General features: G+C 61.4%; 27 protein-coding genes. 18 read left to right on the top strand and 9 right to left on the bottom strand.

The window, feature by feature from the left end:
- The first annotated feature begins 67 nt into the window (after window positions 1-67).
- The 3 genes from ACF8Q6_RS22465 to pdeM all read left to right on the top strand — a co-directional run bounded on the left by ACF8Q6_RS22465 (window position 68) and on the right by pdeM (window position 4,348).
- Window positions 68-1,183 (top strand): succinylglutamate desuccinylase/aspartoacylase family protein, encoded by a 1,116-nt coding sequence (locus tag ACF8Q6_RS22465; RefSeq protein ID WP_003254913.1) that lies wholly within the window; start codon window positions 68-70, stop codon window positions 1,181-1,183.
- Between the two features lie 67 nt (window positions 1,184-1,250).
- On the top strand, window positions 1,251-3,701 hold the full coding sequence (locus tag ACF8Q6_RS22470; protein WP_392490474.1) for a ligase-associated DNA damage response DEXH box helicase: 2,451 nt from the start codon (window positions 1,251-1,253) through the stop codon (window positions 3,699-3,701).
- Window positions 3,698-4,348, top strand: coding sequence for a ligase-associated DNA damage response endonuclease PdeM (pdeM, locus tag ACF8Q6_RS22475; protein WP_392490473.1), 651 nt, complete (start codon window positions 3,698-3,700; stop codon window positions 4,346-4,348). Before ACF8Q6_RS22470 ends, pdeM begins: the two co-directional genes overlap by 4 nt.
- 6 nt (window positions 4,349-4,354) lie before the next feature.
- Here the strand turns inward: pdeM and ACF8Q6_RS22480 are convergent, their stop codons facing one another.
- Both ACF8Q6_RS22480 and dcd read right to left on the bottom strand, forming a co-directional pair.
- Window positions 4,355-4,582: a hypothetical protein gene (locus ACF8Q6_RS22480; protein ID WP_003254918.1), complete on the bottom strand. Its 228-nt coding sequence runs from the start codon at window positions 4,580-4,582 to the stop codon at window positions 4,355-4,357.
- Between the two features lie 94 nt (window positions 4,583-4,676).
- Window positions 4,677-5,243 (bottom strand): dCTP deaminase, encoded by a 567-nt coding sequence (dcd, locus tag ACF8Q6_RS22485; RefSeq protein WP_003254920.1) that lies wholly within the window; start codon window positions 5,241-5,243, stop codon window positions 4,677-4,679.
- A 328-nt stretch (window positions 5,244-5,571) separates the two neighbouring features.
- Between dcd and ACF8Q6_RS22490 the strand changes: the two genes are divergently transcribed.
- The gene (locus ACF8Q6_RS22490) at window positions 5,572-5,781 is read left to right on the top strand and encodes a cold-shock protein (protein ID WP_003254922.1); all 210 of its coding nucleotides are present in this window, start codon (window positions 5,572-5,574) and stop codon (window positions 5,779-5,781) included.
- Window positions 5,782-6,033: 252 nt separating this feature from the next.
- On the opposite strand, the gene apbC is transcribed toward ACF8Q6_RS22490, so the two are convergent.
- Window positions 6,034-7,128 (bottom strand): iron-sulfur cluster carrier protein ApbC, encoded by a 1,095-nt coding sequence (apbC, locus tag ACF8Q6_RS22495; RefSeq protein ID WP_392492639.1) that lies wholly within the window; start codon window positions 7,126-7,128, stop codon window positions 6,034-6,036.
- 158 nt (window positions 7,129-7,286) lie between these two features.
- On the opposite strand from apbC, the gene metG reads away from it, so the two are divergent.
- From metG to ACF8Q6_RS22530, 7 genes are all read left to right on the top strand, one after another.
- Window positions 7,287-9,326: a methionine--tRNA ligase gene (gene metG / locus ACF8Q6_RS22500; protein WP_014860064.1), complete on the top strand. Its 2,040-nt coding sequence runs from the start codon at window positions 7,287-7,289 to the stop codon at window positions 9,324-9,326.
- A gap of 106 nt (window positions 9,327-9,432) precedes the next feature.
- Window positions 9,433-9,981 carry an Rnf-Nqr domain containing protein gene (locus ACF8Q6_RS22505; protein ID WP_392492641.1) on the top strand — a complete coding sequence of 183 codons (549 nt, stop codon included), beginning with the start codon at window positions 9,433-9,435 and terminating at the stop codon, window positions 9,979-9,981.
- Window positions 9,978-10,949, top strand: coding sequence for an RnfABCDGE type electron transport complex subunit D (locus ACF8Q6_RS22510; RefSeq protein ID WP_392492642.1), 972 nt, complete (start codon window positions 9,978-9,980; stop codon window positions 10,947-10,949). The genes ACF8Q6_RS22505 and ACF8Q6_RS22510 overlap by 4 nt, the downstream gene beginning before the upstream one ends.
- Window positions 10,946-11,548, top strand: coding sequence for an RnfABCDGE type electron transport complex subunit G (locus ACF8Q6_RS22515; protein WP_392492644.1), 603 nt, complete (start codon window positions 10,946-10,948; stop codon window positions 11,546-11,548). The genes ACF8Q6_RS22510 and ACF8Q6_RS22515 overlap by 4 nt, the downstream gene beginning before the upstream one ends.
- A complete protein-coding gene (locus tag ACF8Q6_RS22520) occupies window positions 11,541-12,065 on the top strand; it encodes an Rnf-Nqr domain containing protein (protein WP_392492646.1) in 525 nt (174 codons plus the stop codon). Before ACF8Q6_RS22515 ends, ACF8Q6_RS22520 begins: the two co-directional genes overlap by 8 nt.
- Before the next feature lie 4 nt (window positions 12,066-12,069).
- On the top strand, window positions 12,070-12,708 hold the full coding sequence (gene nth, locus ACF8Q6_RS22525) for an endonuclease III (protein WP_003254935.1): 639 nt from the start codon (window positions 12,070-12,072) through the stop codon (window positions 12,706-12,708).
- Between the two features lie 104 nt (window positions 12,709-12,812).
- Window positions 12,813-12,989 (top strand): PA3496 family putative envelope integrity protein, encoded by a 177-nt coding sequence (locus ACF8Q6_RS22530; RefSeq protein WP_010952256.1) that lies wholly within the window; start codon window positions 12,813-12,815, stop codon window positions 12,987-12,989.
- Between the two features lie 70 nt (window positions 12,990-13,059).
- Here ACF8Q6_RS22530 and ACF8Q6_RS22535 read toward each other — a convergent pair whose 3' ends face one another.
- Window positions 13,060-13,683, bottom strand: coding sequence for a response regulator transcription factor (locus ACF8Q6_RS22535; RefSeq protein ID WP_003254939.1), 624 nt, complete (start codon window positions 13,681-13,683; stop codon window positions 13,060-13,062).
- 368 nt (window positions 13,684-14,051) lie between these two features.
- On the opposite strand from ACF8Q6_RS22535, the gene ACF8Q6_RS22540 reads away from it, so the two are divergent.
- A complete protein-coding gene (locus ACF8Q6_RS22540; RefSeq protein WP_392492648.1) occupies window positions 14,052-14,534 on the top strand; it encodes a hypothetical protein in 483 nt (160 codons plus the stop codon).
- A gap of 67 nt (window positions 14,535-14,601) precedes the next feature.
- Here ACF8Q6_RS22540 and ACF8Q6_RS22545 read toward each other — a convergent pair whose 3' ends face one another.
- Window positions 14,602-15,819 (bottom strand): argininosuccinate synthase, encoded by a 1,218-nt coding sequence (locus ACF8Q6_RS22545; protein WP_003254941.1) that lies wholly within the window; start codon window positions 15,817-15,819, stop codon window positions 14,602-14,604.
- Between the two features lie 347 nt (window positions 15,820-16,166).
- Complete coding sequence (locus tag ACF8Q6_RS22550) at window positions 16,167-17,108, bottom strand: OmpA family protein (protein ID WP_392491240.1); 942 nt, start codon at window positions 17,106-17,108, stop codon at window positions 16,167-16,169.
- A gap of 130 nt (window positions 17,109-17,238) precedes the next feature.
- Here ACF8Q6_RS22550 and pyrC point away from each other — a divergent pair, with 130 nt between their 5' ends.
- Entirely contained in the window at window positions 17,239-18,285 is a 1,047-nt protein-coding gene (pyrC, locus tag ACF8Q6_RS22555; RefSeq protein ID WP_014755516.1) for a dihydroorotase, read from the top strand.
- A 59-nt stretch (window positions 18,286-18,344) separates the two neighbouring features.
- Window positions 18,345-18,956, top strand: coding sequence for a ribonuclease T (rnt, locus tag ACF8Q6_RS22560; RefSeq protein WP_010952252.1), 612 nt, complete (start codon window positions 18,345-18,347; stop codon window positions 18,954-18,956).
- Between the two features lie 98 nt (window positions 18,957-19,054).
- On the opposite strand, the gene ACF8Q6_RS22565 is transcribed toward rnt, so the two are convergent.
- Window positions 19,055-19,657: a peroxiredoxin gene (locus tag ACF8Q6_RS22565; RefSeq protein ID WP_003254945.1), complete on the bottom strand. Its 603-nt coding sequence runs from the start codon at window positions 19,655-19,657 to the stop codon at window positions 19,055-19,057.
- A 224-nt stretch (window positions 19,658-19,881) separates the two neighbouring features.
- Here ACF8Q6_RS22565 and ACF8Q6_RS22570 point away from each other — a divergent pair, with 224 nt between their 5' ends.
- Together ACF8Q6_RS22570 and bfr are read left to right on the top strand one after the other, a co-directional pair.
- Window positions 19,882-20,100: a bacterioferritin-associated ferredoxin gene (locus ACF8Q6_RS22570; protein ID WP_003254947.1), complete on the top strand. Its 219-nt coding sequence runs from the start codon at window positions 19,882-19,884 to the stop codon at window positions 20,098-20,100.
- A gap of 199 nt (window positions 20,101-20,299) precedes the next feature.
- Complete coding sequence (bfr, locus tag ACF8Q6_RS22575; RefSeq protein WP_003254948.1) at window positions 20,300-20,773, top strand: bacterioferritin; 474 nt, start codon at window positions 20,300-20,302, stop codon at window positions 20,771-20,773.
- A gap of 57 nt (window positions 20,774-20,830) precedes the next feature.
- On the opposite strand, the gene grxD is transcribed toward bfr, so the two are convergent.
- Both grxD and ACF8Q6_RS22585 read right to left on the bottom strand, forming a co-directional pair.
- The gene (gene grxD, locus ACF8Q6_RS22580) at window positions 20,831-21,166 is read right to left on the bottom strand and encodes a Grx4 family monothiol glutaredoxin (RefSeq protein WP_003254949.1); all 336 of its coding nucleotides are present in this window, start codon (window positions 21,164-21,166) and stop codon (window positions 20,831-20,833) included.
- A 91-nt stretch (window positions 21,167-21,257) separates the two neighbouring features.
- Window positions 21,258-23,366 (bottom strand): molybdopterin-dependent oxidoreductase, encoded by a 2,109-nt coding sequence (locus tag ACF8Q6_RS22585; protein WP_392491241.1) that lies wholly within the window; start codon window positions 23,364-23,366, stop codon window positions 21,258-21,260.
- A gap of 374 nt (window positions 23,367-23,740) precedes the next feature.
- Here ACF8Q6_RS22585 and argF point away from each other — a divergent pair, with 374 nt between their 5' ends.
- Window positions 23,741-24,661 carry an ornithine carbamoyltransferase gene (gene argF / locus ACF8Q6_RS22590; RefSeq protein ID WP_003254953.1) on the top strand — a complete coding sequence of 307 codons (921 nt, stop codon included), beginning with the start codon at window positions 23,741-23,743 and terminating at the stop codon, window positions 24,659-24,661.
- Window positions 24,658-25,767, top strand: a complete 1,110-nt coding sequence (locus tag ACF8Q6_RS22595; protein ID WP_014755513.1) for an ABC transporter ATP-binding protein — start codon at window positions 24,658-24,660, stop codon at window positions 25,765-25,767. Before argF ends, ACF8Q6_RS22595 begins: the two co-directional genes overlap by 4 nt.
- The last annotated feature ends 117 nt before the right edge of the window (window positions 25,768-25,884 follow it).

The following is a 25,884-nucleotide window of genomic DNA, read 5'->3' on the forward strand; positions in this document are numbered from 1 at the left end:
AAACTATGCTTCTATTTTTGAGCCGACCCGTGTCGCAGACCGTTTTCGCCACGCAGCCAGGACCAACATGCACCATTCAACCCATGACCTGCTCTCCCCCGTACCGGGCATCACCCGCCAACTGCACAGTTTCCACTTCGGCCCCCGCAGTGGTGGCAAAGTCTATATACAGGCCTCACTGCACGCCGACGAGCTACCGGGCATGCTGGTAGCCTGGCACCTTAAGCGCCGTCTGGTCGAGCTGGAACAGCAAGGCCGACTGCAGCGCGAGATCATTCTGGTGCCGGTGGCCAACCCGGTGGGCCTGGAGCAAGTGCTGCTGGATGCGCCATTGGGGCGTTTTGAACTGCAAAGCGGCGAGAACTTCAATCGCAACTTCGTCGACCTGTCGGACAGCATCGGCGACCTGATCGAAGAACACCTCACCCAAGACCCGACGCACAACCTTGCACTGATCCGCGAATACCTGCGCCGCGGCCTGGACGCACACCCGGCCCGCACCCCCCTGCAGGCCCAGCGCCTGATACTGCAGCGCCTGGCCTGCGATGCCGATATGGTGCTGGATCTGCACTGCGACTTCGAAGCAGTCGAGCACCTGTACACCACCCCCGATGCCTGGCCCCAGATCGAACCCTTGGCCCGTTACCTGGGCGCCCAGGCCAGCCTGCTGGCAACCGACTCGGGCGGGCAGTCGTTCGATGAATGTTTCAGCCTGGTCTGGTGGCAATTGCAGCAGCGTTTCGGCAAACGCTTCCCGATTCCGCTGGGCTGCTGCTCGGTCACCGTCGAGCTGCGTGGCCAGGCGGATGTCAGCCATGATCTGGCCAGCAAGGACTGCCAGGCCATCCTCGACTTCCTGACCCACGCGGGTGTCATTGAAGGCACCAGCGCCGCCCTGCCCGCGCTGTTACGCCACGCCACGCCGTTGGCCGCGGTGGAACCCGTGGCAACGCCACTGGGTGGGTTGCTGGTTTACCACGCCAAACCGGGCCAGCACCTGGAGGCCGGCCAACTGATTGCCGAGGTCATCGACCCACTCAGTGACCGAGTCACCGCCCTGCGCAACAGCCAGCCAGGCCTGCTGTATGCGCGTAGCGTACGGCGCATGGCCACGGCTGGCATGGTCATCGCCCATGTAGCCGGCGAACAGGTATGCCGCAGCGGCTACCTGTTGGCCAATTGATCCGGTAAAACCATTGCAGCCGGCAAGTGGTCTGTAGAAGCACAGCCTTCGGAGGGCCATCTGCCTCATGCCTGCTGCTACCGACCTCGCCAATGCCTGGTTTGCCAAGCGCGGCTGGAAGCCCTTCGCTTTCCAACGGCGCGTATGGGCTGCCGTCGAACGGGGGGAGTCCGGTTTGCTGCATGCCAGTACCGGTGCCGGCAAGACCTATGCGGTCTGGCTCGCTGCACTACGTGCGTTCAAGCCCAGGCCCCAGGGCCGCCACTTGGCCCCCATACAGGTGGTGTGGGTGACGCCCATGCGGGCCCTGGCCGCCGACACCGCACGTGCGTTGCAAGCGCCGCTTGATGAGCTCCAGCTGCCTTGGAGCGTAGGGGTGCGCAGCGGCGACACCCACAGTGCCGAGCGCGCCCGACAGGCCCGGCGGCTACCCAGTGTGCTGATCACCACCCCCGAAAGCCTGACGCTGCTGCTGACCCGGGCACAGGCACATGAGGATTTCGCCACGCTGCAACTGGTGGTAGTGGATGAATGGCACGAGCTGCTTGGCAACAAGCGCGGGGTACAACTGCAGCTGGCCTTGGCGCGCCTGCGGCATTGGCACCCAGGCCTACCGACCTGGGGCTTGTCGGCAACGCTCGGCAATCTGCAACACGCACGGGATGTCTTGCTGCCCCAGGGCGGCCTGCTGGTGCAAGGCCGGCAAGACAAGGCACTGCAAGTCGACACCCTGCTGCCAACAGCGATCGAGCGCTTCCCTTGGGCTGGACACATGGGCCTGAAGATGCTCGACCAGGTCTGTCACGAGATTGATGCCAGTGCCAGTAGCCTGGTGTTCACCAACACCCGCGCCCAGGCAGAAATCTGGTATCAGGCCCTGCTTGAGGCCCGCCCGGACTGGGCCGGGCTGATCGCCCTGCACCACGCCTCGCTGGCCCGCGATACCCGCGACTGGGTCGAGCGCAGCCTCAAGCAAGGCAGCCTCAAGGCGGTGATCTGCACCTCCAGCCTGGACCTGGGCGTGGACTTTCTGCCCGTGGAACGGGTGCTGCAAATCGGCTCGGCCAAGGGCATCGCCCGCCTGATGCAGCGGGCGGGTCGCTCAGGACACGCGCCTGGGCGGCGCTCCAGGGTCACCCTGGTGCCCACCCATAGCCTGGAGCTGGTGGAAGCGGCGGCGGCCCGGCAGGCGCTGATAGCCGGCCACATCGAAGCCCGCTTTTCACCGCGCCTGTGCATGGACGTGCTGGTACAGCACCTGGTCAGCATGGCCTTGGGCAGCGGTTTTCGCCCGGAGCAACTGCTCGCCGAAGTGCGAAGCACCTGGGCCTTTCGCCAGTTGCGCGACAGCCAATGGCAATGGGCGCTGGACTTCGTCTGCCACGGCGGCAGCTCACTGACCGCCTATCCGGACTACCAGCGCGTCGAGCGCCAGGCCGACGGTGTTTATCGGGTTACCAGCGAACGCTTGGCACGGCGCCACCGCATGGGCATCGGCACTATCGTCAGCGATGCCAACCTGCAACTGAAATACTGGAGCAAGGGCGGCGGCGGGAAAACGCTGGGCAGTGTTGAAGAAGCGTTCATCGCCCGCCTGCGCCCCGGCGATACGCTGGTATTTGCCGGGCGGGTACTGGAGCTGGTGCGCGTGGAAAACATGACGGCCTATGTGCGTCGCAGCACGGCGCGAAAGGCTGCGGTAGCGCGCTGGAACGGCGGGCGCATGCCGCTCTCGAGCGAACTGGCCGAGGCGCTGGTCGAGCAGCTCGATGCTGCCGCCCATGAACGCTTTGAGGGGCCGGAAATGCGCGCAGTACGCCCGCTGCTTGCGCTTCAGGCGCAGTGGTCAGCCTTACCCACCACAGGCACACTGCTGGCCGAGACCTTCAAATCCCGCCAGGGCTGGCACCTGTTCCTGTATCCCTTTGCCGGGCGCATGGCCAACCTGGGCTTGGCCAATCTGATTGCCTGGCGAGTTAGCCGCGCACAACCACTGTCGGTATCGATTGCCGTCAATGACTACGGATTCGAACTCCTCAGCCCTGCCCAGGTGGACTGGGCAAGGCACTTGCCACAAGCGCTCGGCACCACGGACCTGCTGGAAGATGTGCTGGCCAGCCTGAATGCCGGGGAAATGGCACTGCGGCGCTTTCGTGAAATTGCCCAGATTGCCGGCCTGGTGTTTGGTGGCTATCCCGCCGCGCAGAAGAGCACGCGGCAAATCCAGGCCTCCAGCGGACTGTTCTATGAGGTGTTTCGCAAGCACGACGCGGGGAATTTGCTGCTTGGCCAGGCGCGGGATGAAGTATTGAGCGAAGAGCTGGAAATCGAACGGCTGCATCGGCAACTGCTGAAAATGAGTGAGTTGCAACTGGACCTGCGGGCGTTGAAGCGGCCAGGGCCACTGGCGTTTGCCTTGTTGGTGGAAGGCATGCGCGAGACATTGAGCACCGAGAAGCTGGCAGACCGCATTGCGCGGATGGTGGCGGAACTGGAACAAGCGGCGAACGCGGGATGAATTACCAACCCATCGAACACCGGGGGCAGGCGCTCTGGCTGCTTGCCGACAAAGCCATCTATTGGCCCGCCCGCCGCGCCTTGCTGGTGGCCGACGTGCACATCGGAAAGGCCGCCAGCTACCGCGCCCTGCATCAACCCGTGCCACGTGGAACGACTGAGGCGACACTCGCCAGGCTCGATCGCCTGCTGGCCGCCCATGACTGTGAGCAACTGATCATCCTGGGCGACTTTTTGCATGCCCGCACGGCCCGTGCACCGGCAACGCTGGCAAAAGTGGATGATTGGCGCAAGCGGCACAAAGAACTGAAAATAGTGCTGATACGCGGCAATCATGACCGCAACGCCGGCGATCCACCCGCCTCGCTCGATATTCAGGTCATGGACGAGCCTTGGGTTCTGGAGCCCTTTGCCCTGCAGCACGAGCCACAGCCCCACCACACACACCCGGTACTGGCGGGCCACGTACACCCCGTCTTCGTCCTGCGCGGCAAGGCCCGTCAGCGCTTGCGCCTGCCTTGCTTCGTGATCGATGAGCAAGTCAGCCTGCTACCTGCATTCGGTGAGTTCACCGGAGGGTGGGAAATCACCCCCGCCAGCGCCAGCCGGCTGTACCTGGCTGGCGCTGAACGCGTCTGGCCGCTTTAGCGACGCTCAGGCGACAGGGGCGGGAGGCGGCTCGTCCGGCAAGGTCGGCTCACCCGGCTCCATGGGAGGCGTCTCACCGGGTTCCGGCGGTTGCGGGGTATCGGGGTCAGGTTGATGGGGCACGCCCCCCGCTTGCATGGGCAGCGGGTGCGCCAGCAGTGACCAGGGCAACAACCCTACGTGATTGGGCTGCAGGCCTGCCAGCTTGGCACTGATTGCGGGATGGAGTTTCATTGGCTGCTCCTGACGAAAGCCGATGTACATCATGCACACCGGCGTTACTTCGTTGGAGTGCCAAAGGCGCGGGTAATTCCCCGCGCTTGTCGGCTCAGGTACGCGGCAGCGTGACGCCGCGCTGGCCCTGGTATTTGCCGCCACGGTCCTTGTACGACACTTCGCACTCTTCGTCGGACTGCAAGAACAGCATCTGCGCCACGCCTTCGTTGGCGTAGATCTTCGCCGGCAGCGTGGTGGTGTTGGAGAACTCCAACGTCACGTGGCCTTCCCACTCGGGCTCGAGCGGCGTGACGTTGACGATGATGCCGCAACGGGCGTAGGTGCTCTTGCCCAGGCAAATGGTCAGCACGTCACGGGGAATGCGGAAATACTCGACAGTACGCGCCAGGGCGAAAGAGTTTGGCGGGATGATGCACACGTCGCTCTTGATATCGACGAAGCTGCCAGCATCGAAATTTTTCGGGTCGACGGTGGCCGAGTTGATGTTGGTGAACACCTTGAATTCGTCGGCGCAGCGTACGTCGTATCCATAGCTGGAGACGCCGAAGGAGATCACGCGGTTGTCCTGCTCGCCGCGCACCTGGCGCTCGACGAACGGCTCGATCATGCCGTGTTCCTGCGCCATGCGGCGAATCCACTTGTCCGATTTGATGCTCATGGCGGGGGTGTCCTGAAGAGTTGCGAGGTGAAAATCGTGACGCGCATATTACCGGTCCCGGCGCCCAGGTTAAAGTTCCATCCCACATCCCGCGCCGGGTGGGGGCTGCAGCCGCCGCCGATCCGAATTTGCCTAAAGCGTCTTCTGACCATTGGCAGGTTGCGGAAAGTGGGGTAAGGTGTTGCCACTGTGCTGCACGTGACACCGAGAATCTCTAGTTTGATGCACGATCCTGATCGGCCCATCGCTGAATTTTCTGCTCTCTTTGCGCTCAGTCCCGGGCAGGGTTTTTCCTGACCGTTATCAAATTGTCCAAGGAGACAGAAAAATGTCCAACCGTCAATCCGGTGTTGTTAAGTGGTTCAACGATGAGAAAGGCTACGGCTTCATCACCCCTCAGTCGGGCGACGACCTGTTCGTGCACTTCAAAGCCATCCAAGCTGACGGCTTCAAAACCCTGAAAGAAGGCCAGGCTGTTACTTTCGTCGCTACCCGCGGCCAGAAAGGCATGCAGGCTGAAGAAGTTCAGATCGCCTAAGTCGATCTAGCTTCCTAGCTTTCAAAAAAACCCGCCTTCTGGCGGGTTTTTTTATGCCTGTCTGAAGGCCATGCATTGCAAGTGTGTGGAGCCGTGTGTCGCGAAACGGCCGCAAAGCGGCCCCAGCAATCTATGCATGATGCGGAGATCCTGGGGCCGCTGTGCGGCCCTTTCGCGACGCCAGGCCGCTCCCACAGGGATCGCGCCAGCTTTTAGAAATTGAGCAAGACAGTTGCCCCCACAGGGAATGCGTCAGTCTTCGCTGATGGTAATGCTGGGCATTGCCGGCGCCGCAGCTTCCTGCAGCACGATCCGCGCGCCCACCTGGCGGGCCAGTTCCTGGTAAACCATGGCAATCTGGCTTTCCGGCTCGGCGATCGCCGTCGGCTTGCCACTGTCGGCCTGCTCACGTATCAGCATCGACAACGGCAGCGACGCCAGCAGGTCGACGCCATACTGGCTGGCCAGCTTCTCGCCGCCACCTTCACCGAACAGGTGTTCGGCATGGCCGCAACTCGAGCAGATATGCACGGCCATGTTCTCGACCACGCCCAGCACCGGAATGTTGACCTTGCGGAACATTTCCACGCCCTTCTTGGCATCCAGCAGCGCCAGGTCCTGTGGCGTGGTGACGATCACCGAACCGACCACCGGCACCTTTTGTGCCAGGGTCAGCTGGATGTCACCGGTACCCGGCGGCATATCGATCACCAGGTAATCCAGGTCATCCCAGGCGGTCTGGGTGACCAGTTGCAGCAGCGCGCCAGACACCATCGGGCCACGCCATACCATCGGTGTGTTGTCGTCGGTGAGGAAGGCCATGGACATGACTTCCACGCCGTGGGCCTTGATCGGCACGAACCACTTCTGCTCACGAATCTGTGGACGAGTACCTTCGGCGATGCCGAACATCACCCCCTGACTGGGGCCGTAGATATCGGCATCGAGAATACCTACCCGTGCGCCTTCGCGTGCGAGGGCCAAGGCCAGGTTGGCAGCGGTGGTCGACTTGCCCACACCGCCCTTGCCCGAGGCCACGGCGATGATGTTCTTGACGTTGGCCATGGCTGGTACCTGGGCCTGGGCCTTGTGCGCAGCCACCACGCAATCGATCGAAACCTGGGCGCCAGTGACACCGTCGAGGCTGCCAATGGCGGTCTGCAGCACCTGGGCCCAGCCGTTCTTGAACAGCCCTGCGGCATAACCCAACTGCAACTGCACGCTGACCTGCCCGCCCTGGATATCGATGGCGCGCACGCAGCCGGCGCTGACCGGGTCCTGGTTCAGGTAGGGGTCGGTGTACTGGCGAAGCACGCCTTCAACGGCGGCACGGGTGACGGCACTCATGGAGACTCCCATTGGCAAACTGAATGTAAAACAGCCGCCTATCCTAACCCGTCAATCGTCAGCAGATGCGCTTGCGGGGTGAAATATCTTCGCCAGCCCTTTATAGTGGCCGATCACCCTCATTTTTACCCCGTAGCCAGATAAGTAGCCGAGCCACCATGTCCGAGCCACGCCAGATTCTCGTCACCAGCGCCCTGCCCTATGCCAATGGATCGATCCATCTCGGCCATATGCTGGAGTACATCCAGACGGACATGTGGGTGCGCTTCCAGAAGCTGCGCGGCAACCAGTGCATCTATGTCTGCGCCGACGACGCCCACGGTTCGGCCATCATGCTGCGCGCCGAAAAGGAAGGCATCACCCCGGAACAGCTGATCGCCAACGTCCAGGCCGAGCACAGCAGCGATTTCGCCGACTTCCTGGTGGACTTCGACAATTTCCACTCCACTCATAGCGAAGAGAACCGCGAGCTGTCGAGCCTGATCTACTCGCGCCTGCGTGAAGCCGGGCACATCGCCACCCGTTCGGTGACCCAGTACTTCGACCCGGAAAAAGGCATGTTCCTTGCCGACCGCTTCATCAAGGGCACCTGCCCGAAGTGCGCGGCCGAAGACCAGTACGGCGACAACTGCGAAAAATGCGGCGCCACCTACGCACCCACCGAGCTGAAGAACCCCAAGTCAGCGATCTCCGGTGCCACCCCGGTACTGCGTGATTCCCAGCATTTCTTCTTCAAGCTGCCAGACTTCCAGGCCATGCTGCAGCAGTGGACCCGAAGCGGCACCCTGCAGGACGCGGTAGCCAACAAGCTGGCGGAATGGCTGGACTCCGGCCTGCAGGAGTGGGATATCTCCCGCGACGCGCCGTACTTCGGCTTCGAGATCCCGGGTGAGCCTGGCAAATACTTCTACGTATGGCTGGATGCACCAATCGGCTACATGGCCAGCTTCAAGAATCTCTGCGCACGCCGCCCGGAGCTGGACTTCGACGCCTTCTGGAACGAAGGCTCCAAGGCCGAGCTGTACCACTTCATCGGCAAGGACATCGTCAACTTCCACGCCCTGTTCTGGCCAGCCATGCTCGAAGGCGCCGGCTTCCGCAAGCCGACCGCGGTCAACGTGCACGGCTACCTGACGGTCAACGGCGCCAAGATGTCCAAGTCGCGCGGTACCTTCATCAAGGCCCGCACCTACCTGGATCACCTGCAGCCGGAATACCTGCGTTACTACTATGCGGCCAAGCTGGGCCGTGGCGTCGACGACCTGGACCTGAACCTGGAAGACTTCGTGCAGAAGGTCAACTCCGACCTGGTCGGTAAGGTCGTCAACATTGCCAGCCGCTGCGCCGGCTTCATCCACAAGGGCAACGAAGGCGTGATGGTAAGCGGTGATGCCGCGCCTGAGCTGACCGAAGCCTTCCTGGCTGCCGCACCTTCCATCGCCGAAGCCTATGAGGCCCGTGATTTTGGCCGCGCCATGCGCGAAATCATGGCACTGGCCGACCGCGCCAACGCCTGGATCGCCGACAAGGCACCGTGGTCACTGGCCAAGCAGGAAGGCAAACAGGATGAAGTCCAGGCCATTTGCGCCCAAGGCATCAACCTGTTCCGCCAGCTGGTGATCTTCCTCAAACCGGTACTGCCGGTGCTGGCCGCTGACGCCGAGGCTTTCCTCAACGTGGCCCCGCTGACCTGGAACGACCACCTGACACGCCTGGAAAACCACACACTTAACCCGTTCAAGGCCCTGATGAGCCGTATCGAGCCGGCCAAGGTCGAAGCCATGGTCGCTGCCAGCAAGGAAGACCTGCTGGCAGCCGAAGCCAAGGCCCCGGCGGGCAATGGCGAGCTGGCCAAGGACCCGCTGTCGGCAGAGATCGAGTTCGATACCTTCGCTGCCGTCGACCTGCGTGTGGCGCTGATCGTCAAGGCTGAAGCCGTGGCGGGTGCCGACAAGTTGCTGCAACTGACCCTGGACATTGGTGACGAGCGCCGCAACGTGTTCTCCGGCATCAAGTCGGCCTACCCAGACCCGTCCAAGCTGGAAGGCCGCCTGACCATGATGGTAGCCAACCTCAAACCCCGGAAGATGCGCTTTGGCGTGTCCGAAGGCATGGTCATGGCTGCCGGCCCTGGCGGTGAAGAAATCTACCTGCTGAGCCCGGACAGCGGCGCCAAGCCAGGCCAGCGCATCAAGTAACCGCCCTGCGGGCCATTGTGGGAGCGGCCTGCCCGCTTCCACAATTACGCAGGCCCCTTCATGCCAAACCCGGACAATCGCCCCGATTCCCGGCTATCGTCATCTCATGAATGACTACATCCTGGTCCTGATCAGCGCCGCACTGATCAATCACCTGTGCCTGCTTCGACAGCCACTCTCCGGGCTGCAACTGCAAGTGCACGGCCTGGCCTGCGCCCTGTGCATCGCCCTGGGCGTAATCGGCGCGCAGTTGCTGGTGCACGCGGTACTTGCCCCGTTACACATCCACGATCTTGCCCTGTTTCTGCTATTGCCCTGGCTGGCTTTGCTCGCCTGGGGCCTGCCCTGGCTATTGGCCAAGTGGCGCCCGGCCTGGCCTGTAGTGGGGTTGCCAGCGTTGCTGTTGAGCAATGCAGCAGTGCTTGGGCTGGCCCTGCAACAGACAAGCGACGACGGCACCTGGCCAACCATGCTGCTCCAAGGCTTGCTGACGGGGGGCGGCTTCTGGCTCGCGCTGATGGTGTTCGCCGACCTGCGCCAGCGCAGCGCCCACGCGGATATTCCCGACGCGATGCGCGGCCTGCCGATAGAATTGATCGGCGCCGGGGTAATGGCCATGGCGCTTTCCGGTTTCAACGGAATGTTTGGCCAATGAGCAGCCCCGATCCGCGACTACGTACCAGCATGCGCCTGGTCTTGCTCGCCTGCACGCCTGGACTGCTGGCGCTGTTTTGGTTGCATGGCTGGGGCATAATGCTGAACCTGTTGCTGTGCGCCAGTGCCGCGCTGCTGTGCGAGGCATTGCTGCTGGCACTGCGCAGCCAATCACTGAGCCAGGCGCTAAACGACGGCAGCGCACTGGTGACCGCCGTGCTGCTGGCGGCCGCCCTGCCCACCTTGGCGCCATGGTGGCTGCCGGTCATCGCGGCAAGTGTCGCGATCGGTATCGGCAAGCAAGCCTACGGTGGGGTCGGGCGAAATCTGTTCAATCCGGCCATGGTAGGTTATGCCTTCGTGCTGCTCAGCTTCCCGTTGCAGATGAACCATTGGCCTGGGCAGGCCCCAGGCCTGCTCGACAGCGTGCAGCAGGTGTTCGCTGGGGGCGAACAGATCGATGCCTGGGCCCGTCCGACATTGCTCGACGGCTTGCGCCACAACCGCAGCCTGACCATCGACGAGCTGTTCGCTAGCCATCCGGGCTTTGGCAACATTGGCGGGGCAGGCAGCGAATGGGTCAACCTGGCATTCCTGCTTGGCGGCCTGTTCTTGATGCAACGCAAGGTGATCAGTTGGCATGCGCCGGCAGGTTTGCTGGCAGGGCTAGTGGTATTCAGCCTGTTGGGCTGGAACGGTTCGGGGTCGGACTCCAATGGCTCGCCTTTGCTGCACCTGTTTTCCGGCTCGACCATGCTGGCAGCCTTCTTCATTGCGACCGAGCCAGTGTCCGGCCCCAGAGACGACTGGGCCAAGCTGTGCTTCGGCGTGGGGACAGGGGTGCTCATCTACCTGATTCGTACATGGGGCAGCTACCCGGATGGCACCGCGTTCGCCGTCCTGCTGATGAACCTTTTGGCACCGGCACTCGAGCGCATGGCTGTGCAGCGTCAGCAGGCAGCCCGATGAAGCGCGGGGTTCGGGATGTGGGCCTGCTGCTGCTGACTGGAATATTGGCAGTGTCTGCCACCTTGGCCTGGCGGCAGTGGACCGGTCCGGCCATCGCCGGCGCTGAAAAGCAGCTGCAAAGCCGCCAACGGCTGGCCGTGCTGCCCGACGGTAGCTATGACAACCAGCCCCTGGAAAGCCCGCTGCCAAGGCCCGCCGCACAGAGGCCCAACAGCCGTATCCTGGCGGCTTACCGTGCCACTTTGGCAGGTAAGCCAAGCGCCATTGTCCTGATCACACAGACCCAGGGGTATGCCGGGCCGATCGTGCTGAGCGTCGCCATCACCATGGACGGCCGGCTGATCGGCAGCCAGGTTGTCGAACAACAGGAAAGCCCCGGGCTGGGCGACCGCCTGGGGGATCCGCGATTGCACTGGCTGAGTCAGTTCAACAACCGCGATCAGGGCGATCACTGGGCGCTGAAGCGGGACCAGGGTGACTTTGACCAATTGGCCGGCGCAACCGTGACCTCGCGAGCGGTGATCGCCGCATTGCAGGATGCGCTGAGCTATTTCGACGAGCAGCGTAGTGTATTGCTGGAGGGCGCCACCCATGAATAGGTTCTGCCTGCTGGCCTTGAGCCTGGCGCCACTGCTGGGTGCCACCCGAACGCTGGCTGAAGGCGCGGCCATCGGCCTGTGCGCAGTAGTGATGGGGGGCCTGCACCAACTGTTGCTGGCGCCACTGCGTAAACACATGGCCAACTGGGCATATGTACTGGCTAGCCTGCTGCTGCTGGCCGCCTTGGCCAGTTGCCTGCAGTTGGCCATGCGGGCCTGGCTGCTACCACTGGCCATTGCCCTGGGCCACTATCCCGCATTGTTGTGCCTGCAATGCCTGGCCAGTGACCACCTATTGCCTGACCAACACCGCTGGCGCCTGCTCGCAACGCACCTCGGCGCTGTCTTTGCCAGTTGCCTGCTGCTGGGCGCCAGCCGCCAATGGCTGGCTGACCATGCCGAGCTGCACCTGGCCAGCCTCGCCCCTGGTGCGCTACTGCTGCTGGGACTGCTGCTGGCCTTGTACAATCGCCTGCTTCCGGGCCCTGCCCACCCACATCGTCAAGGAAAGCCCTGATTTCATGAATGCCGCCAAACGCCTGGAGATTTTTCGCAGGCTGCACGAAGACAACCCCGACCCCAAGACCGAACTGGCCTACACGACCCCGTTTGAACTGCTGGTCGCCGTGACACTGTCCGCGCAATCCACCGACGTCGGCGTCAACAAGGCCACTGCCCGCCTGTTCCCCGTCGCCAACACCCCCGAGGCCATCTATGCCCTGGGCGTTGAAGGCCTCAGCGAATACATCAAGACCATCGGGCTTTACAACAGCAAGGCCAAGAATGTCATAGAAGCGTGCCGGCTGCTGATCGAGCGCCACGACAGCCAGGTACCGCAAACCCGCGAAGCGTTGGAGGCGCTACCCGGCGTCGGCCGCAAAACAGCCAATGTGGTGCTTAACACGGCGTTTCGCCAACCGGCCATGGCCGTGGATACCCATATTTTCCGGGTGAGTAACCGCACGGGCATCGCGCCAGGCAAAACGGTGCTGGAAGTGGAAAAGAAACTGGTCAAGTTTGTACCCAAGGACTACCTGCTCGACGCCCACCACTGGCTGATCCTGCACGGGCGCTACGTATGCCAGGCGCGCAAGCCAAGGTGCGGCAGCTGCAGGATCGAAGATTTGTGCGAGTACAAGCACAAAACCTCCGACGATTGAGCCGATAGCCAAAAACCACTCACGTCGATTGAAAAAATCTTTTTTACCAGCGTCTGCTTTCTGGTTATAAGGACGGCCAATGGCCCCTTGGCTTGGAGCGACTCATGAGTACCGATAAAGACGACCTGTCGATCGATGATGATTTTGTTGCCGCAGACGATGACGCGGAGCCACAGGTTGAAATCGCAAAAACCAACCTGAGCAAACGCCGCACCATCGACAACATGCTGGAAGAACGGCGCCTGCAAAAGCAGTTGGCCGATTTCGATTACGACCTGTAGTGCGGGTCCCGTAGTCATGGACCGATAGCCTTGGCAAAGCCTCCTGGCTGGAGGCTTCAAGGCTTGGCGATCAGTTCAGACCTTGCCGTTGCGCCAGCTCGATCAGGTCAACCAATGACCGTGCATTGAGCTTGAGCAACAGCCGAGACTTGTAAGTACTGACCGTCTTGTTACTGAGGTACATGCTGTCGGCAATCTCCTTGTTCGAACGCCCTCGCGCCAGTTGTTGCAGCACCGTCATTTCTCGCGCAGACAGGCGATTCACCATGTCCGTCTCGCTTCCCGCCCCCCTGCCACGTGACGCATGCAAGGCCTGGTTGGGGAAGTAGCTGTAACCCGACAACACAGCCTTGATAGCGCTAAGCAGTTCGGTAAGCTCCTGCTGCTTGCACACGTAACCCGCCGCACCTGCCTGCATGCAGCGCATCGAAAAATTGCCGGGGGCCTGCGACGTCAGCACCAGTACCTTGCTACCCGGGCTGAATGTCGCCATGCGGGCGATCACCTCCAGGCCATCCAGCTTCGGGATACCGATATCCAGCACCACAATATCCGGCAGGTGTTGCCGTGTCAGCTGCAGCGCAGCTACCCCATTGTCAGTCTCCGCCACAACGTCATACCCATGCCGCTCCATCAGCATGCGTACGGCCAGGCGTATGACCGGATGATCATCCACGATAAGCACTTTATTCATGCGATATCCATACAGTGTTGTTGCTTTGGCACGCCACCATAACCGACAGGACGCTTGCTGGCGCGGCGATTTACCAGCGAAAGCCATGGACAGACAAAGCCTACAGAACTTACAGAAACTTCCTACACACAATGGCTAAGGTTGTAACAAACAAATTACTTATTACCGAAAGAAACGGTACCACCCGCTGACATAAACGTACCAGTTGAATACTGATCTTGAGCAGAGGAAAACTTCCGATTCAAACACGTTGAAAAAGTCATACAACGAGGTTCTCTGACGATCATTCCTCCCCCGGGAAACAATCCAGCCTTTAGTTGAGTACAGCAGTAAGGTAAAGATGGGCAAAACCGCTGGAGACGGCCCATATGACCCAAGCACAACCTGTCGCCCCGCTGACGATCATTGCCATCTTCGCGGGGATCATCGAAGCCTCCGCCCTTGCCACACTGCCATTTCTCGGCGAGTCCAGCCAAAAGCTCTACACCTGGTTCCTGGTAGGCTTTCCATTCTTTCTGACGGCACTGTTCTTTCTGACGCTCAACTTCAATTACAAGTCGTTCTACAACCCGCTACCCGACAGCACAGCACAGCCCCACACGCCAGCACTGAACAGTGTGGCCACACCCGCGATTTCCAATGATGCCCGTGAGGCGGTACAGGGCGAGCCTGTCACGTTCATGTTTTCCGGCCCCGACGCCTATCGCATGATGGAGCAGCAACTCTTGCACGCACTTGCCCAACCGCCCGAGCCAACGCGAGTCTGGCGCTTTTGCAATCTGGAGAGACGTCAATGTGCGCAGCTTTCGATCTGCGCACTTGAGGGCGATGATGTAAGCCATCGAAGTTGAACAACCTGCCTTTGCGCGGGCATAAAAAAACCCCGGACTGAGCCGGGGTTTTCGCACACACCAGCAATCAGAGCAGCGAACGGCCCTTGTTGGCGGCAATGCGCATACGCAGTGCATTGAGCTTGATGAAGCCAGCAGCATCTGCCTGGTTGTAGGCACCACCATCTTCTTCAAAGGTGGCGATGTTGGCATCGAACAGCGAATCGTCCGACTTGCGGCCAACCACGGTCACATTGCCCTTGTACAGTTTCAGGCGCACCACACCGTTCACGTTGACCTGCGAAGCATCGATCATCTGCTGCAGCATCAGACGCTCCGGGCTCCACCAGTAGCCGGTGTAGATCAGGCTGGCATACTTTGGCATCAGCTCATCTTTCAGGTGAGCGACTTCGCGGTCCAGGGTGATCGACTCGATGGCACGGTGTGCCTTGAGCATGATGGTACCGCCAGGCGTTTCGTAGCAACCGCGCGACTTCATGCCGACGTAACGGTTTTCGACGATGTCCAGACGGCCGATGCCGTTGGCACCACCGATACGGTTCAGGTCTGCCAGGACGGTGGCCGGGGATTTCTCGACGCCGTCGATGGCAACGATGTCACCATTGCGGTAGGTCAGCTCGATGTAGGTAGCCTGGTCCGGGGCGTTCTCAGGCGAGACACTCCAGCGCCACATGTCTTCTTCGTGCTCGGTCCAGGTATCTTCCAGGACACCGCCCTCGTAGGAGATGTGCAGCAGGTTGGCGTCCATCGAGTACGGCGACTTCTTCTTGCCGTGGCGCTCGATCGGGATGCCGTGCTTCTCGGCGTAGTCCATCAGCTTTTCGCGGGACAGCAGGTCCCACTCACGCCATGGGGCGATGACCTTGACGCCTGGCTTCAGGGCATAGGCACCCAGCTCGAAGCGCACCTGGTCGTTACCCTTGCCGGTGGCGCCATGGGAAATGGCGTCAGCGCCGGTTTCGTTGGCGATTTCGATCAGACGCTTGGCGATCAGCGGACGGGCGATGGAAGTACCCAGCAGGTACTCGCCTTCGTAGACGGTGTTGGCGCGGAACATCGGGAACACGAAATCACGCACGAATTCTTCGCGCAGGTCGTCGATGTAGATCTCTTTAACGCCCATTGCCTGGGCCTTGGCACGGGCCGGTTCGACCTCTTCGCCCTGCCCCAGGTCAGCGGTGAAGGTCACCACTTCGCAGTTGTAGGTATCCTGCAGCCACTTGAGAATCACCGAAGTATCAAGGCCGCCGGAATACGCCAGTACGACCTTTTTTACGTCCGCCATGCCATCACTCCACGGGGTTGTACGGAAAGGGGCCGATTCTACCGGCGTTGCGGATAAATTTACAGTGGGGCGACAGCTTCTGACGACAAAGCGACAAGAACTTTCGTAGGGGCGACGGGCGGTCGGTTGCGGGATGTGGCATGAGGCATGAGGCATGAGGCATGAGGCATGAGGCATGAGGCATGAGGACCATGGAGGGGCGTCGAACCGCAGCGTGCATGCCTTCAGGCGTTCAGCGCCTGTGAGACCGAGCGCCGCCAGGTGTCCGCCTCGACACAGGCGCTGAAAATGTTGTGACGAACCCCTGGTGGCCTTGATGCGAGCCCATGACATGCACCGACCAGATCTCAGGGCGCCTTCGCCCCCGGGACGCCCGAGGCAGGTGCAACAACAGGCGCCGCTTGCTCAACCGGCTTTTCCACCGGTTTCTCAACCACCGCCACCCGATCCAGCTCGATATTCACCCGCCGATTACGCGCCCGATTCGACGCACTGTTGTTCTTCGCGAGCGGATAACGTTCGCCATGGAAGCGCACAGTGATCTGCTCCTCCGGCACACCGTTAGCCTTGAAGTAATCGGCAACGGCCAATGCCCGACGGCGCGACAGGTCGCGGTTGGTAAGGCGGTTGCCACTGTTGTCGGAGTGGCCGTTGAGCTCGACATGATTCACCGTCGGGTCGGCTTTCATGTAATCGAGGATCACGTCCAGCCGCGCCTTGGCTGCCGCATCCAGCTCGATACCGCCCCCGGGGAAACCCACCTGGGTCTGGCGCACCTGGTCGTAGTTCATCGGCAACAGTTTGCCAGCACAGACCTGATAGTCATTGTAGGCTTTGGCGAAGCTGACCGGCAGCACTCGCACCTCCATCGGCCTGCCCGCCTCGCCGGTGTAGTTGCGCACGACGGTGCTACGCCCGTCGAGCAAGCCGTTGATCAGCCGGCTGGCCTGCCCTTGGGAGGAGCTGAACAGCACGCCACTGCGGGCCATACGCACATTGCCCAGGTTGATATCGCCACGCCCTGGTTGCCACGGCGCTGCCGCAGCCAGCAGGCTGGCGGTGCCGGCACCCAGTACGTTGCTGTCCGACCGCAGTTGGAACACCGGCTGCTCGCCTGCCCGACGCACGAACGTACCGCTGCCGAAACCTTCGATCGGCTGGCTCAGACGGCACTCGAACTGGTCACCCTCGACCTTCCAGGCAATGTTCTCCATGCGTGTCTGGAAAGTCAGTGCGCCGGCCGGCAGGCTGGCGAACAGGGTCAACAGGGCTAGGTAACGCTGGCGCACGGGCGGCTCCACAAATTCTGGCGGCTTACCTGCAGGCTATCGGACGCTGTCCGGAAAACTTGATAGCCGTGCTCGCCCCGGGGTTTTCCGGTAGGATTGGGGCTTGAGTTCGACCCGCCTGGAATCCCCAATGTCCGATCGCCTGACCCTCCTGCGCCCCGACGACTGGCACATCCATCTGCGCGATGGTGCCGTCCTGCCCCACACCGTTGGCGACGTGGCGCGTACCTTCGCCCGTGCCATCATCATGCCCAACCTCGTGCCGCCGGTGCGCAATGCCAACGAGGCCGGCGCCTACCGTGAGCGCATTCTGGCTGCCCGCCCGGCCGGCAGCCGCTTCGAGCCGCTGATGGTGCTGTACCTCACCGACAACATCAGCCCCGAGGACATCCGCGCGGCCAAGGCCAGCGGTTTCGTGTATGCCGCCAAGTTGTACCCGGCCGGCGCCACCACCAACTCCGATTCCGGCGTGACCAGCATCGACAACATCTTCCCGGCCATAGAGGCAATGGCGGAAGTGGGCATGCCGCTGCTGGTGCATGGCGAAGTGACCCGCAGCGAGATCGACGTGTTCGACCGCGAGAAGCGCTTCATCGACGAGCACATGCGCCGTGTGGTCGAGCGCTTCCCGACGCTGAAAGTGGTGTTCGAACACATCACCACCAGCGATGCCGCGCAGTTCGTCACCGAGGCCCCGGCCAACGTGGGTGCGACCATCACCGCCCAGCACCTGCTGTACAACCGCAACCACATGCTGGTCGGCGGCATTCGCCCGCACTTCTACTGCCTGCCGATCCTCAAGCGCAACACCCACCAGGTGGCCTTGCTGGACGCAGCCACCAGCGGCAATCCGAAGTTCTTCCTCGGCACCGACTCGGCACCTCATGCCCGTCACGCCAAGGAAGCAGCCTGCGGTTGCGCGGGTTGCTACACCGCCTATGCGGCCATCGAGATGTACGCCGAAGCGTTCGAGCAGCGTAACGCGCTGGACAAGCTGGAAGGCTTCGCCAGCCTGCACGGCCCGGCCTTCTATGGCCTGCCGGCGAACACCGACACCATTACCCTGGTCCGCGAAGAATGGACCGCTCCGGAAAGCCTGCCATTTGGCGAGCAAACCGTAGTCCCGCTGCGCGCTGGCGAAAAACTGCGCTGGCGCCTGCTGGAGAAAAACGCGTGAGCGAAGACCTTTACGAAGACGACCTGGACACCCAAGGCAGCAGCGGTCCTCGCCACCCGATGGCCGAGCGCTTCCGCGGCTATCTGCCGGTCGTGGTGGATGTTGAAACCGGTGGTTTCAACAGCGCTACCGATGCATTGCTGGAAATTGCCGCCGTCACCATCGGCATGGACGAGAAAGGCTTCCTGTTCCCCGAACACACCTACTTCCACCGCGTGGAGCCGTTCGAGGGCGCCAACATCGAGCCGGCCGCACTTGAGTTCACCGGGATCAAGCTGGACCACCCGCTGCGCATGGCGGTCAGCGAGGAAAGCGCGATGACCGACATCTTCCGTGGCGTGCGCAAGGCACTCAAGGCCAACGGCTGCAAGCGGGCGATTCTGGTCGGCCACAACAGCAGCTTCGACCTGGGTTTCCTCAATGCAGCAGTGGCGCGCAATGACCTGAAACGCAACCCGTTCCACCCGTTCTCCAGCTTCGACACCGCCACCCTGGCGGGCCTGGCGTATGGCCAGACCGTGCTGGCACGAGCCTGCCAGAGCGCTGACATCGATTTCGACGGGCGGGAGGCGCACTCGGCACGTTATGACACCGAGAAAACGGCTGAGCTGTTCTGCGGCATCGTCAACCGCTGGAAAGAAATGGGCGGCTGGCGCGATTTCAACGATTGATCTGCCAAAGGCATTCGCGGGCGCGCCCGCGAAGAGGCCGGCACAGGAAGGCATAAAAAAACCGGCCACGAAGGCCGGTTTTTTTATGCACGCAGCAATTACAGCTTGCCAGCGTTCTCGCTCAGGTAGGCAGCAACGCCTTCAGGCGAAGCGTTCATGCCCTTGTCGCCTTTTTTCCAGTTGGCAGGGCACACTTCGCCGTGCTCTTCGTGGAACTGCAGAGCGTCGACCAGACGCAGCAGCTCGTCCATGTTACGGCCCAGTGGCAGGTCGTTGACGATCTGCGAACGGACAACACCGTTGGTATCGATCAGGAAGGCACCACGGAAGGCCACGCCGCCTTCGGACTCAACGTCGTAGGCTTTGCAGATTTCGTGGGTCATGTCGGCAGCCAGGGTGTACTTCACCTGACCGATGCCGCCATTGTTGACCGGGGTGTTACGCCAGGCGTTGTGGGTGAAGTGCGAGTCGATCGACACACCGATCACTTCCACGTTGCGCGCCTGGAAGTCAGGGATGCGGTTGTCCAGGGCGATCAGCTCGGACGGGCAGACGAAGGTGAAGTCCAGCGGGTAGAAGAACACCAGGCCGTACTTGCCCTTGATGGCCGAGGCCAGGTTGAAGCTATCGACGATCTCGCCATTGCCCAGCACGGCCGGAACGGTGAAATCGGGGGCTTTCTTACCAACGAGTACGCTCATTGTAATCTCCTGATGAGGGTGAAAAACCGTTTGCCGGGCCAGACGGGCTTGCCCGACATCCAACAAAGGCCGACCATCATACACGGCTTCTCATGACAGGCCGACTCCGTCGACAAAGCGACCACCGGTCGCTCAAGCACACCCCTCTCAGAAAGATCTTTGACAAGCATTCTCATTAACATTAAGCTCCAACCCATCGACCCAACCAGCGATGGTCAGCCCTTATGTATGTGTGTCTTTGTGTCGGCGTTACCGACGGACAGATCCGCGATGCGATCTATGAAGGATGCTGCAGTTACAAGGAAGTGCGCGCCGCCACCAATGTCGCCAGCCAGTGTGGGAAATGCGCTTGCGTGGCCAAGCAGGTGGTCCGCGAGACCCTGACCGAGCTTCAGGTCAGCCAGGCGGCCTTGCCCTACCCCGTCGAATTTACCGCTGCCTGAACGCAGAATTTCAAGAACCGGACCTGGTGTCCGGTTTTTTTATGCCCGAAATTCAACAAGTTAGCGTTGCAACGCGGTTCACAAACATTCTTATTCCTATTAATTTTCACTTAGTATTCAAGAACTTAGGTTTGACACACCTAAGTATCGGGCTCAAACTTCAGTGGATTGACACACTTCTACAGGGCAGGAACCCGACATGAAAGGCGACGTAAGCGTCATCCAGCATCTCAACAAGATCCTCGGAAACGAGCTGGTCGCGATCAACCAGTACTTCCTGCACGCACGCATGTACGAAGATTGGGGGCTGAACAAACTCGGCAAGCACGAGTACAAAGAATCCATCGATGAAATGAAGCACGCTGACAAACTGATCAAGCGTATTTTGTTCCTCGAAGGTATTCCTAACGTTCAGGACCTGGGCAAACTGCTGATCGGCGAGCACACCAAGGAAATGCTTGAGTGTGACCTGAAGATTGAACAGCAAGGCCTGGTCGACCTGAAGGCCGCCATCGCCCATTGTGAAACCGCTGGCGACTTCGGCTCACGTGACGTGCTCGAAGATATCCTCGAGTCCGAGGAAGAACACATCGACTGGCTGGAAACCCAACTGGGGCTGATCGACAAGATCGGTATCGAGAACTACCTGCAATCGCAGATGGGCGAAGAGTAACTATTCGCCCCATAAAAAAACCCGCTGATCGCGGGTTTTTTTATGTTTGCCGGAAGATCAGGCTTCAGAAGCCTTGGCCTTGGCAGCCGCTTCCTTGATCAGGGTTTGCAGCTCACCCTTCTCGAACATTTCCAGCATGATGTCGCTGCCGCCAACCAGCTCACCGGCTACCCACAGTTGCGGGAAGGTCGGCCAGTTGGCGTATTTTGGCAGGTTGGCGCGGATTTCCGGGTTCTGCAGGATGTCGACGTAGGCGAACTTTTCGCCACAACCCATCACGGCCTGCGATGCACGCGCAGAGAAGCCGCACTGCGGGGCATTCGGCGAGCCTTTCATGTAAAGCAGAATGGTGTTGTTGGCAATCTGCTCTTTGATCGTTTCGATGATATCCATGTAGCACCTCGGCTGAACTATCCGACACAGTCGTCGGCACGGTGTCGCATTGTATCGGAAAGCCGAGCGCCGTGCTCGGCCTTGCCGTTCCTCAAGCGGCCTCGACCTGCACGGGTACGCCATTGAGCGCAGCGTTCCCGGAAACCTGGTCCCGAAAGCGCTCATCGGTCAGGTCATTGGCACTCACGCCGGGTTGCGCCTGGGCGATCTGCAGGTGCACGCCCTGACGACCATGACCATAACCATGGGGCAAGCTGACCACACCAGGCATCATGTCCTCGCAGGCCTGCACCTCGACCTCCAGTGAGCCAGTACGCGAACGGATACGCACGCGCTGGCCATCCTGCAGTTGCCGCTGCTGCAAATCTTGCGGGTGCATCAACAACTGATGCCGTGGCTTGCCTTTCACCAGGCGATGGAAGTTGTGCATCCACGAGTTGTTGCTGCGCACATGACGGCGCCCAATCAGCAGCAGCTCGCCCGGCACTGGGGGCGTCATTTGCGCCAGGCGGTGCAAGTCGTCCAGCAAGACCTGAGGGGCTGCTTCGACAGCCTTGCGGGCGGTCGCCAGGCGCCCAGCGAGGTTGCTGCGTAACGGCCCCAGGTCAAGCCCGTGCGGGTGATCGTCCAATGTTGCCAGGGAGAGCCGCCAGGGCGTTGCTTCACCATAGCGCCCTTTGCGCAGGGCTTGATCAATCATCTGGGCAGGCGACCAGGTCGGCTTCAACGCCAACTCGGCACGCTTGGCAAACGCCTGGGCCAGGCCGACGAAGATCTCCCAGTCATGCAGTGCCCCCTCCGGCTTGGCCAGGATCGCCCGGTTGAAGCGCGTGACATTGCGCACTGCCAGCAAGTTGAAGGTGCTGTCGTAATGGTCGTTCTCCAGCGCTGAGGTGGAGGGCAGGATCAAGTCGGCATGGCGGGTGGTTTCATTGATGTAGAGATCGATACTGAGCATGAACTCCAGACCCTCCAGCGCCGTATCCAGCTGGCGGCCGTTAGGCGTGGACAACACAGGGTTACCGGCAACGGTCACCAGGGCGCGCACCTGCCCTTCGCCCGGTGTTTGCATTTCCTCGGCCAGGGCAGCCACCGGCAGCTCGCCGCCGTACTCGGGCAAACCCGACACACGGCTCTGCCAGGCGTTGAAATGGCCGCCCGAGGTGGTTGCCACCAGGTCGACGGCAGGCTCCGTGCACAACGCGCCGCCTGTGCGGTCGAGGTTGCCGGTCACCAGGTTCACAAGTTGCACCAGCCAGTGGCAAAGGGTACCGAATGCTTGGGTCGAGACGCCCATGCGGCCGTAGCACACGGCCTGCCCGGCAGCAGCGAAGTCGCGTGCCAGCTGGCGAATATCCGCTGCAGCAATACCACAGTGAGCGCTCACGGCCTCGGCACTGAACGGCGCAATGGCCTCGCGCACCTGCTGCAGGCCGTTGACCGGCAAGTGCGAGCCCCGTGCCAGGCCTTCTTCGAACAATGTGTTGAGCAAGCCGCACAACAGGGCTGCATCGCCACCGGGGCGTATGAACAAATGGCTGTCAGCCATTGCCGCCGTTTCGCTACGCCGCGGGTCAACCACCACCAGGCGCCCACCACGCGCCCGCAGGGCCTTCAGGCGCTTTTCCACGTCCGGAACAGTCATGATGCTGCCATTGGAGGCCAGCGGGTTGCCGCCAAGAATCAGCATGAACCCCGTGTGGTCGATGTCCGGAATCGGCAGCAGCAGCCCATGCCCATACATCAAGTGACTGACCAGGTGTTGGGGCAACTGGTCCACTGAAGTGGCTGAGAACCGGTTACGGGTCTTGAGCAGGCCCAGAAAGTAGTTGCTGTGGGTCATCAAGCCGTAATTGTGCACGCTCGGGTTGCCTTGGTAGACCGCCACGGCATTGCGCCCATGGGCTTGCTGGACCGCCCACAATTTTTCGGCTGCCAGTGCGAAGGCCTCATCCCAGCCAATGGCCTGCCAATGCTCGCCGACTCGCTTGTGGGGCTGGCGCAGGCGATCCGGGTCGTTCTGGATGTCCTGCAACGCCACGGCCTTGGGGCAGACATGGCCACGGCTGAACGGGTCCATGGGGTCGCCCTTGATCGAGCTGATCAGGGCCCGCCCGTCCTCCTCATGGCTGACTTCGATGTTGAGCCCGCAGATCGCTTCGCACAGGTGACAGGCACGGTGATGCAGGGTCTTGGTCATGGCCGCCTCTGCCTTGTTGTTGTCGAACAGTGACTATGCGCCCGCCCCCGCCCTGCGGCCAGTGCGCTTCGCCGCGTGAATCCACCGACATCAGGCGCACGATTTACGACAGCCATTTGCCAAATTGCCAGCAAGCCGTGTACAACCGTCTGTAGCAAATAAAGAACAGCACGGGCCAACGGGTAAAGACACCCTTTGCAATACCCTTTGCGATCACCCCCGCTTTTCCCCCCTTGGCTTCAGGCGACATTTACTTATAGTATTGCGCCTTTCCCTATTTCGTCCGCCCCGTGCGGCTTACGCCGCAGGTCACCCCCGTTGTCAAAAAAACCATACGGTCGACCTGCATACCGTTGCAGATAAGGTAGTCACTCATGAGCGCTAGGCACTTTCTCTCCCTGCTGGACTTCACCACCGACGAATTGCTCGGGGTGATCCGCCGCGGCATCGAGCTGAAGGACCTGCGCAAGCGAGGCGTGCTGTTCGAACCGCTGAAGAACCGTGTGCTGGGCATGATCTTCGAAAAGTCCTCGACCCGTACCCGTGTGTCGTTCGAGGCCGGCATGATCCAGCTCGGCGGCCAGGCCATCTTCCTGTCGCCCCGCGACACCCAGCTGGGCCGCGGCGAGCCGATTGGTGACAGCGCCATCGTGCTGTCGAGCATGGTTGATGTGGTGATGATCCGTACCCACGCCCACAGCACCCTGACCGAGTTCGCTGCCAAGTCGCGTGTGCCAGTGATCAACGGCCTGTCCGACGAATCGCACCCGTGCCAACTGCTGGCCGACATGCAGACCTTCGTTGAACACCGCGGCTCGATTCAGGGCAAGACCGTGACCTGGATCGGCGATGGCTTCAACATGTGCAACTCCTATATCGAAGCCGCCAGGCAGTTCGATTTCCAGCTGCGCATCGCCTGCCCCGAAGGCTATGAGCCGGATCAACGCTTCATGGCACTGGGCGGTGACCGCGTGCAGATCATCCGGGATGCCAGGGAAGCTGTGCGTGATGCACACCTGGTGGTCACCGATGTCTGGACTTCCATGGGTCAGGAGGAGGAAACTGCACGGCGCCTGGCGCATTTCGCGCCTTACCAGGTCACCCGCGAACTGCTCGACCTGGCTGCACCCGATGTCCTCTTCATGCACTGCCTGCCCGCCCACCGTGGCGAGGAAATCAGCCAGGACCTGCTCGACGACCCACGTTCGGTCGCCTGGGACGAGGCTGAAAACCGCCTGCATGCACAGAAGGCGCTTCTCGAATTCCTTGTAGAACCGGCTTACCACCACGCATGAGTCAACCCCTACTGCTCAACCTGCGCAACCTCGCCTGCGGCTATGGCGACCAGCGCATCGTCCAGAACCTCAACCTGCACCTTAACGCAGGCGACATCGGTTGCCTGCTGGGTTCATCCGGTTGTGGCAAGACCACCACCCTGCGCGCCATCGCCGGTTTCGAGCCGGTGCACGAAGGTGAAATCCACCTGGCCGGTGAGGTCATTTCCCGGGCGGGCTTCACCCTGGCTCCGGAAAAGCGCCGCATCGGCATGGTATTTCAGGACTACGCGCTGTTCCCGCACCTGACCGTGGCGCAGAACATTGCCTTTGGTATCGCCAAACACCCACGCCAGGCCGCCGTCATCGAAGAGATGCTGGAGCTGGTCAAACTCGGCGGGCTGGGCGGGCGTTACCCGCATGAGCTGTCTGGCGGCCAGCAGCAACGTGTCGCCCTGGCCCGGGCGCTGGCGCCCGAGCCGCAACTGTTGCTGCTTGACGAGCCATTCTCCAACCTCGACGTGGAGCTGCGCCGGCGCCTGAGCCATGAGGTTCGCGATATTCTCAAAAGCCGCGGCACCAGCGCCATTCTGGTCACCCATGACCAGGAAGAAGCCTTTGCCGTCAGCGACCAGGTTGGCGTCTTCAAGGAAGGCCGCCTGGAACAGTGGGATACGCCCTATAACCTTTACCACGAACCGCAGACGCCATTCGTGGCGAGTTTCATCGGCCAGGGATACTTCATCCGTGGGCAAATGAGCAGCCACGAGGCAGTCAATACCGAAGTGGGTGAGCTGCGCGGTAACCGCGCCTACATCATGGCGCCGGGCAGTTCGGTGGATGTACTGCTGCGGCCCGACGATATCGTGTATGCACCGGGCAGCGGGCTACAGGCGAACATCGTTGGCAAGAGCTTCCTGGGGGCATCGACCCTGTACCGCCTGCAACTGCCGACTGGCAGCCAGCTGGAAGCGATCTTCCCTAGCCATAACGACCTTCAGGTCGGTGAAGATGTGGGGATTGCGGTGAAAGCCGATCACCTGGTGCTGTTCCCGGTGCCGGGTAGCGTAGCGGCGCAGTTGCCGCGCCAGGAGAATGGCGTGCGTCGGTACAGTTCCGCGACCTGATTGCAGACCCTTGGGGCCGCGCTGCGGCCCAATCGCGACACAAGGCCGCTCCCACAGGAAATCGAGAACTCCTGTGGGGCGGCCTTGTGTCGCGATTGGGCTGCAGCGCGGCTCCGG

This window comes from Pseudomonas sp. GLN_2, from assembly GCF_043106005.1.
GTDB lineage: Bacteria > Pseudomonadota > Gammaproteobacteria > Pseudomonadales > Pseudomonadaceae > Aquipseudomonas > Aquipseudomonas alloputida.

Excerpts from the sequence above, each read along its gene's own strand:
- ACF8Q6_RS22480 (WP_003254918.1), bottom strand. The coding sequence starts at position 4,582 with ATGAAACTCCATCCCGCAATCAGTGCCAAGCTGGCAGGCCTGCAGCCC.
- ACF8Q6_RS22535 (WP_003254939.1), bottom strand. The coding sequence starts at position 13,683 with ATGAATAAAGTGCTTATCGTGGATGATCATCCGGTCATACGCCTGGCC.
- argF (WP_003254953.1), top strand. The coding sequence starts at position 23,741 with ATGAGCGCTAGGCACTTTCTCTCCCTGCTGGACTTCACCACCGACGAA.
- bfr (WP_003254948.1), top strand. The coding sequence starts at position 20,300 with ATGAAAGGCGACGTAAGCGTCATCCAGCATCTCAACAAGATCCTCGGA.
- ACF8Q6_RS22465 (WP_003254913.1), top strand. The coding sequence starts at position 68 with ATGCACCATTCAACCCATGACCTGCTCTCCCCCGTACCGGGCATCACC.
- pdeM (WP_392490473.1), top strand. The coding sequence starts at position 3,698 with ATGAATTACCAACCCATCGAACACCGGGGGCAGGCGCTCTGGCTGCTT.
- ACF8Q6_RS22505 (WP_392492641.1), top strand. The coding sequence starts at position 9,433 with ATGAATGACTACATCCTGGTCCTGATCAGCGCCGCACTGATCAATCAC.
- ACF8Q6_RS22470 (WP_392490474.1), top strand. The coding sequence starts at position 1,251 with ATGCCTGCTGCTACCGACCTCGCCAATGCCTGGTTTGCCAAGCGCGGC.
- ACF8Q6_RS22595 (WP_014755513.1), top strand. The coding sequence starts at position 24,658 with ATGAGTCAACCCCTACTGCTCAACCTGCGCAACCTCGCCTGCGGCTAT.
- ACF8Q6_RS22510 (WP_392492642.1), top strand. The coding sequence starts at position 9,978 with ATGAGCAGCCCCGATCCGCGACTACGTACCAGCATGCGCCTGGTCTTG.
- nth (WP_003254935.1), top strand. The coding sequence starts at position 12,070 with ATGAATGCCGCCAAACGCCTGGAGATTTTTCGCAGGCTGCACGAAGAC.
- ACF8Q6_RS22490 (WP_003254922.1), top strand. The coding sequence starts at position 5,572 with ATGTCCAACCGTCAATCCGGTGTTGTTAAGTGGTTCAACGATGAGAAA.
- dcd (WP_003254920.1), bottom strand. The coding sequence starts at position 5,243 with ATGAGCATCAAATCGGACAAGTGGATTCGCCGCATGGCGCAGGAACAC.
- ACF8Q6_RS22540 (WP_392492648.1), top strand. The coding sequence starts at position 14,052 with ATGACCCAAGCACAACCTGTCGCCCCGCTGACGATCATTGCCATCTTC.
- rnt (WP_010952252.1), top strand. The coding sequence starts at position 18,345 with ATGGCCGAGCGCTTCCGCGGCTATCTGCCGGTCGTGGTGGATGTTGAA.
- pyrC (WP_014755516.1), top strand. The coding sequence starts at position 17,239 with ATGTCCGATCGCCTGACCCTCCTGCGCCCCGACGACTGGCACATCCAT.
- metG (WP_014860064.1), top strand. The coding sequence starts at position 7,287 with ATGTCCGAGCCACGCCAGATTCTCGTCACCAGCGCCCTGCCCTATGCC.
- apbC (WP_392492639.1), bottom strand. The coding sequence starts at position 7,128 with ATGAGTGCCGTCACCCGTGCCGCCGTTGAAGGCGTGCTTCGCCAGTAC.
- ACF8Q6_RS22515 (WP_392492644.1), top strand. The coding sequence starts at position 10,946 with ATGAAGCGCGGGGTTCGGGATGTGGGCCTGCTGCTGCTGACTGGAATA.
- ACF8Q6_RS22520 (WP_392492646.1), top strand. The coding sequence starts at position 11,541 with ATGAATAGGTTCTGCCTGCTGGCCTTGAGCCTGGCGCCACTGCTGGGT.
- ACF8Q6_RS22570 (WP_003254947.1), top strand. The coding sequence starts at position 19,882 with ATGTATGTGTGTCTTTGTGTCGGCGTTACCGACGGACAGATCCGCGAT.
- ACF8Q6_RS22585 (WP_392491241.1), bottom strand. The coding sequence starts at position 23,366 with ATGACCAAGACCCTGCATCACCGTGCCTGTCACCTGTGCGAAGCGATC.
- ACF8Q6_RS22565 (WP_003254945.1), bottom strand. The coding sequence starts at position 19,657 with ATGAGCGTACTCGTTGGTAAGAAAGCCCCCGATTTCACCGTTCCGGCC.
- ACF8Q6_RS22530 (WP_010952256.1), top strand. The coding sequence starts at position 12,813 with ATGAGTACCGATAAAGACGACCTGTCGATCGATGATGATTTTGTTGCC.
- grxD (WP_003254949.1), bottom strand. The coding sequence starts at position 21,166 with ATGGATATCATCGAAACGATCAAAGAGCAGATTGCCAACAACACCATT.
- ACF8Q6_RS22545 (WP_003254941.1), bottom strand. The coding sequence starts at position 15,819 with ATGGCGGACGTAAAAAAGGTCGTACTGGCGTATTCCGGCGGCCTTGAT.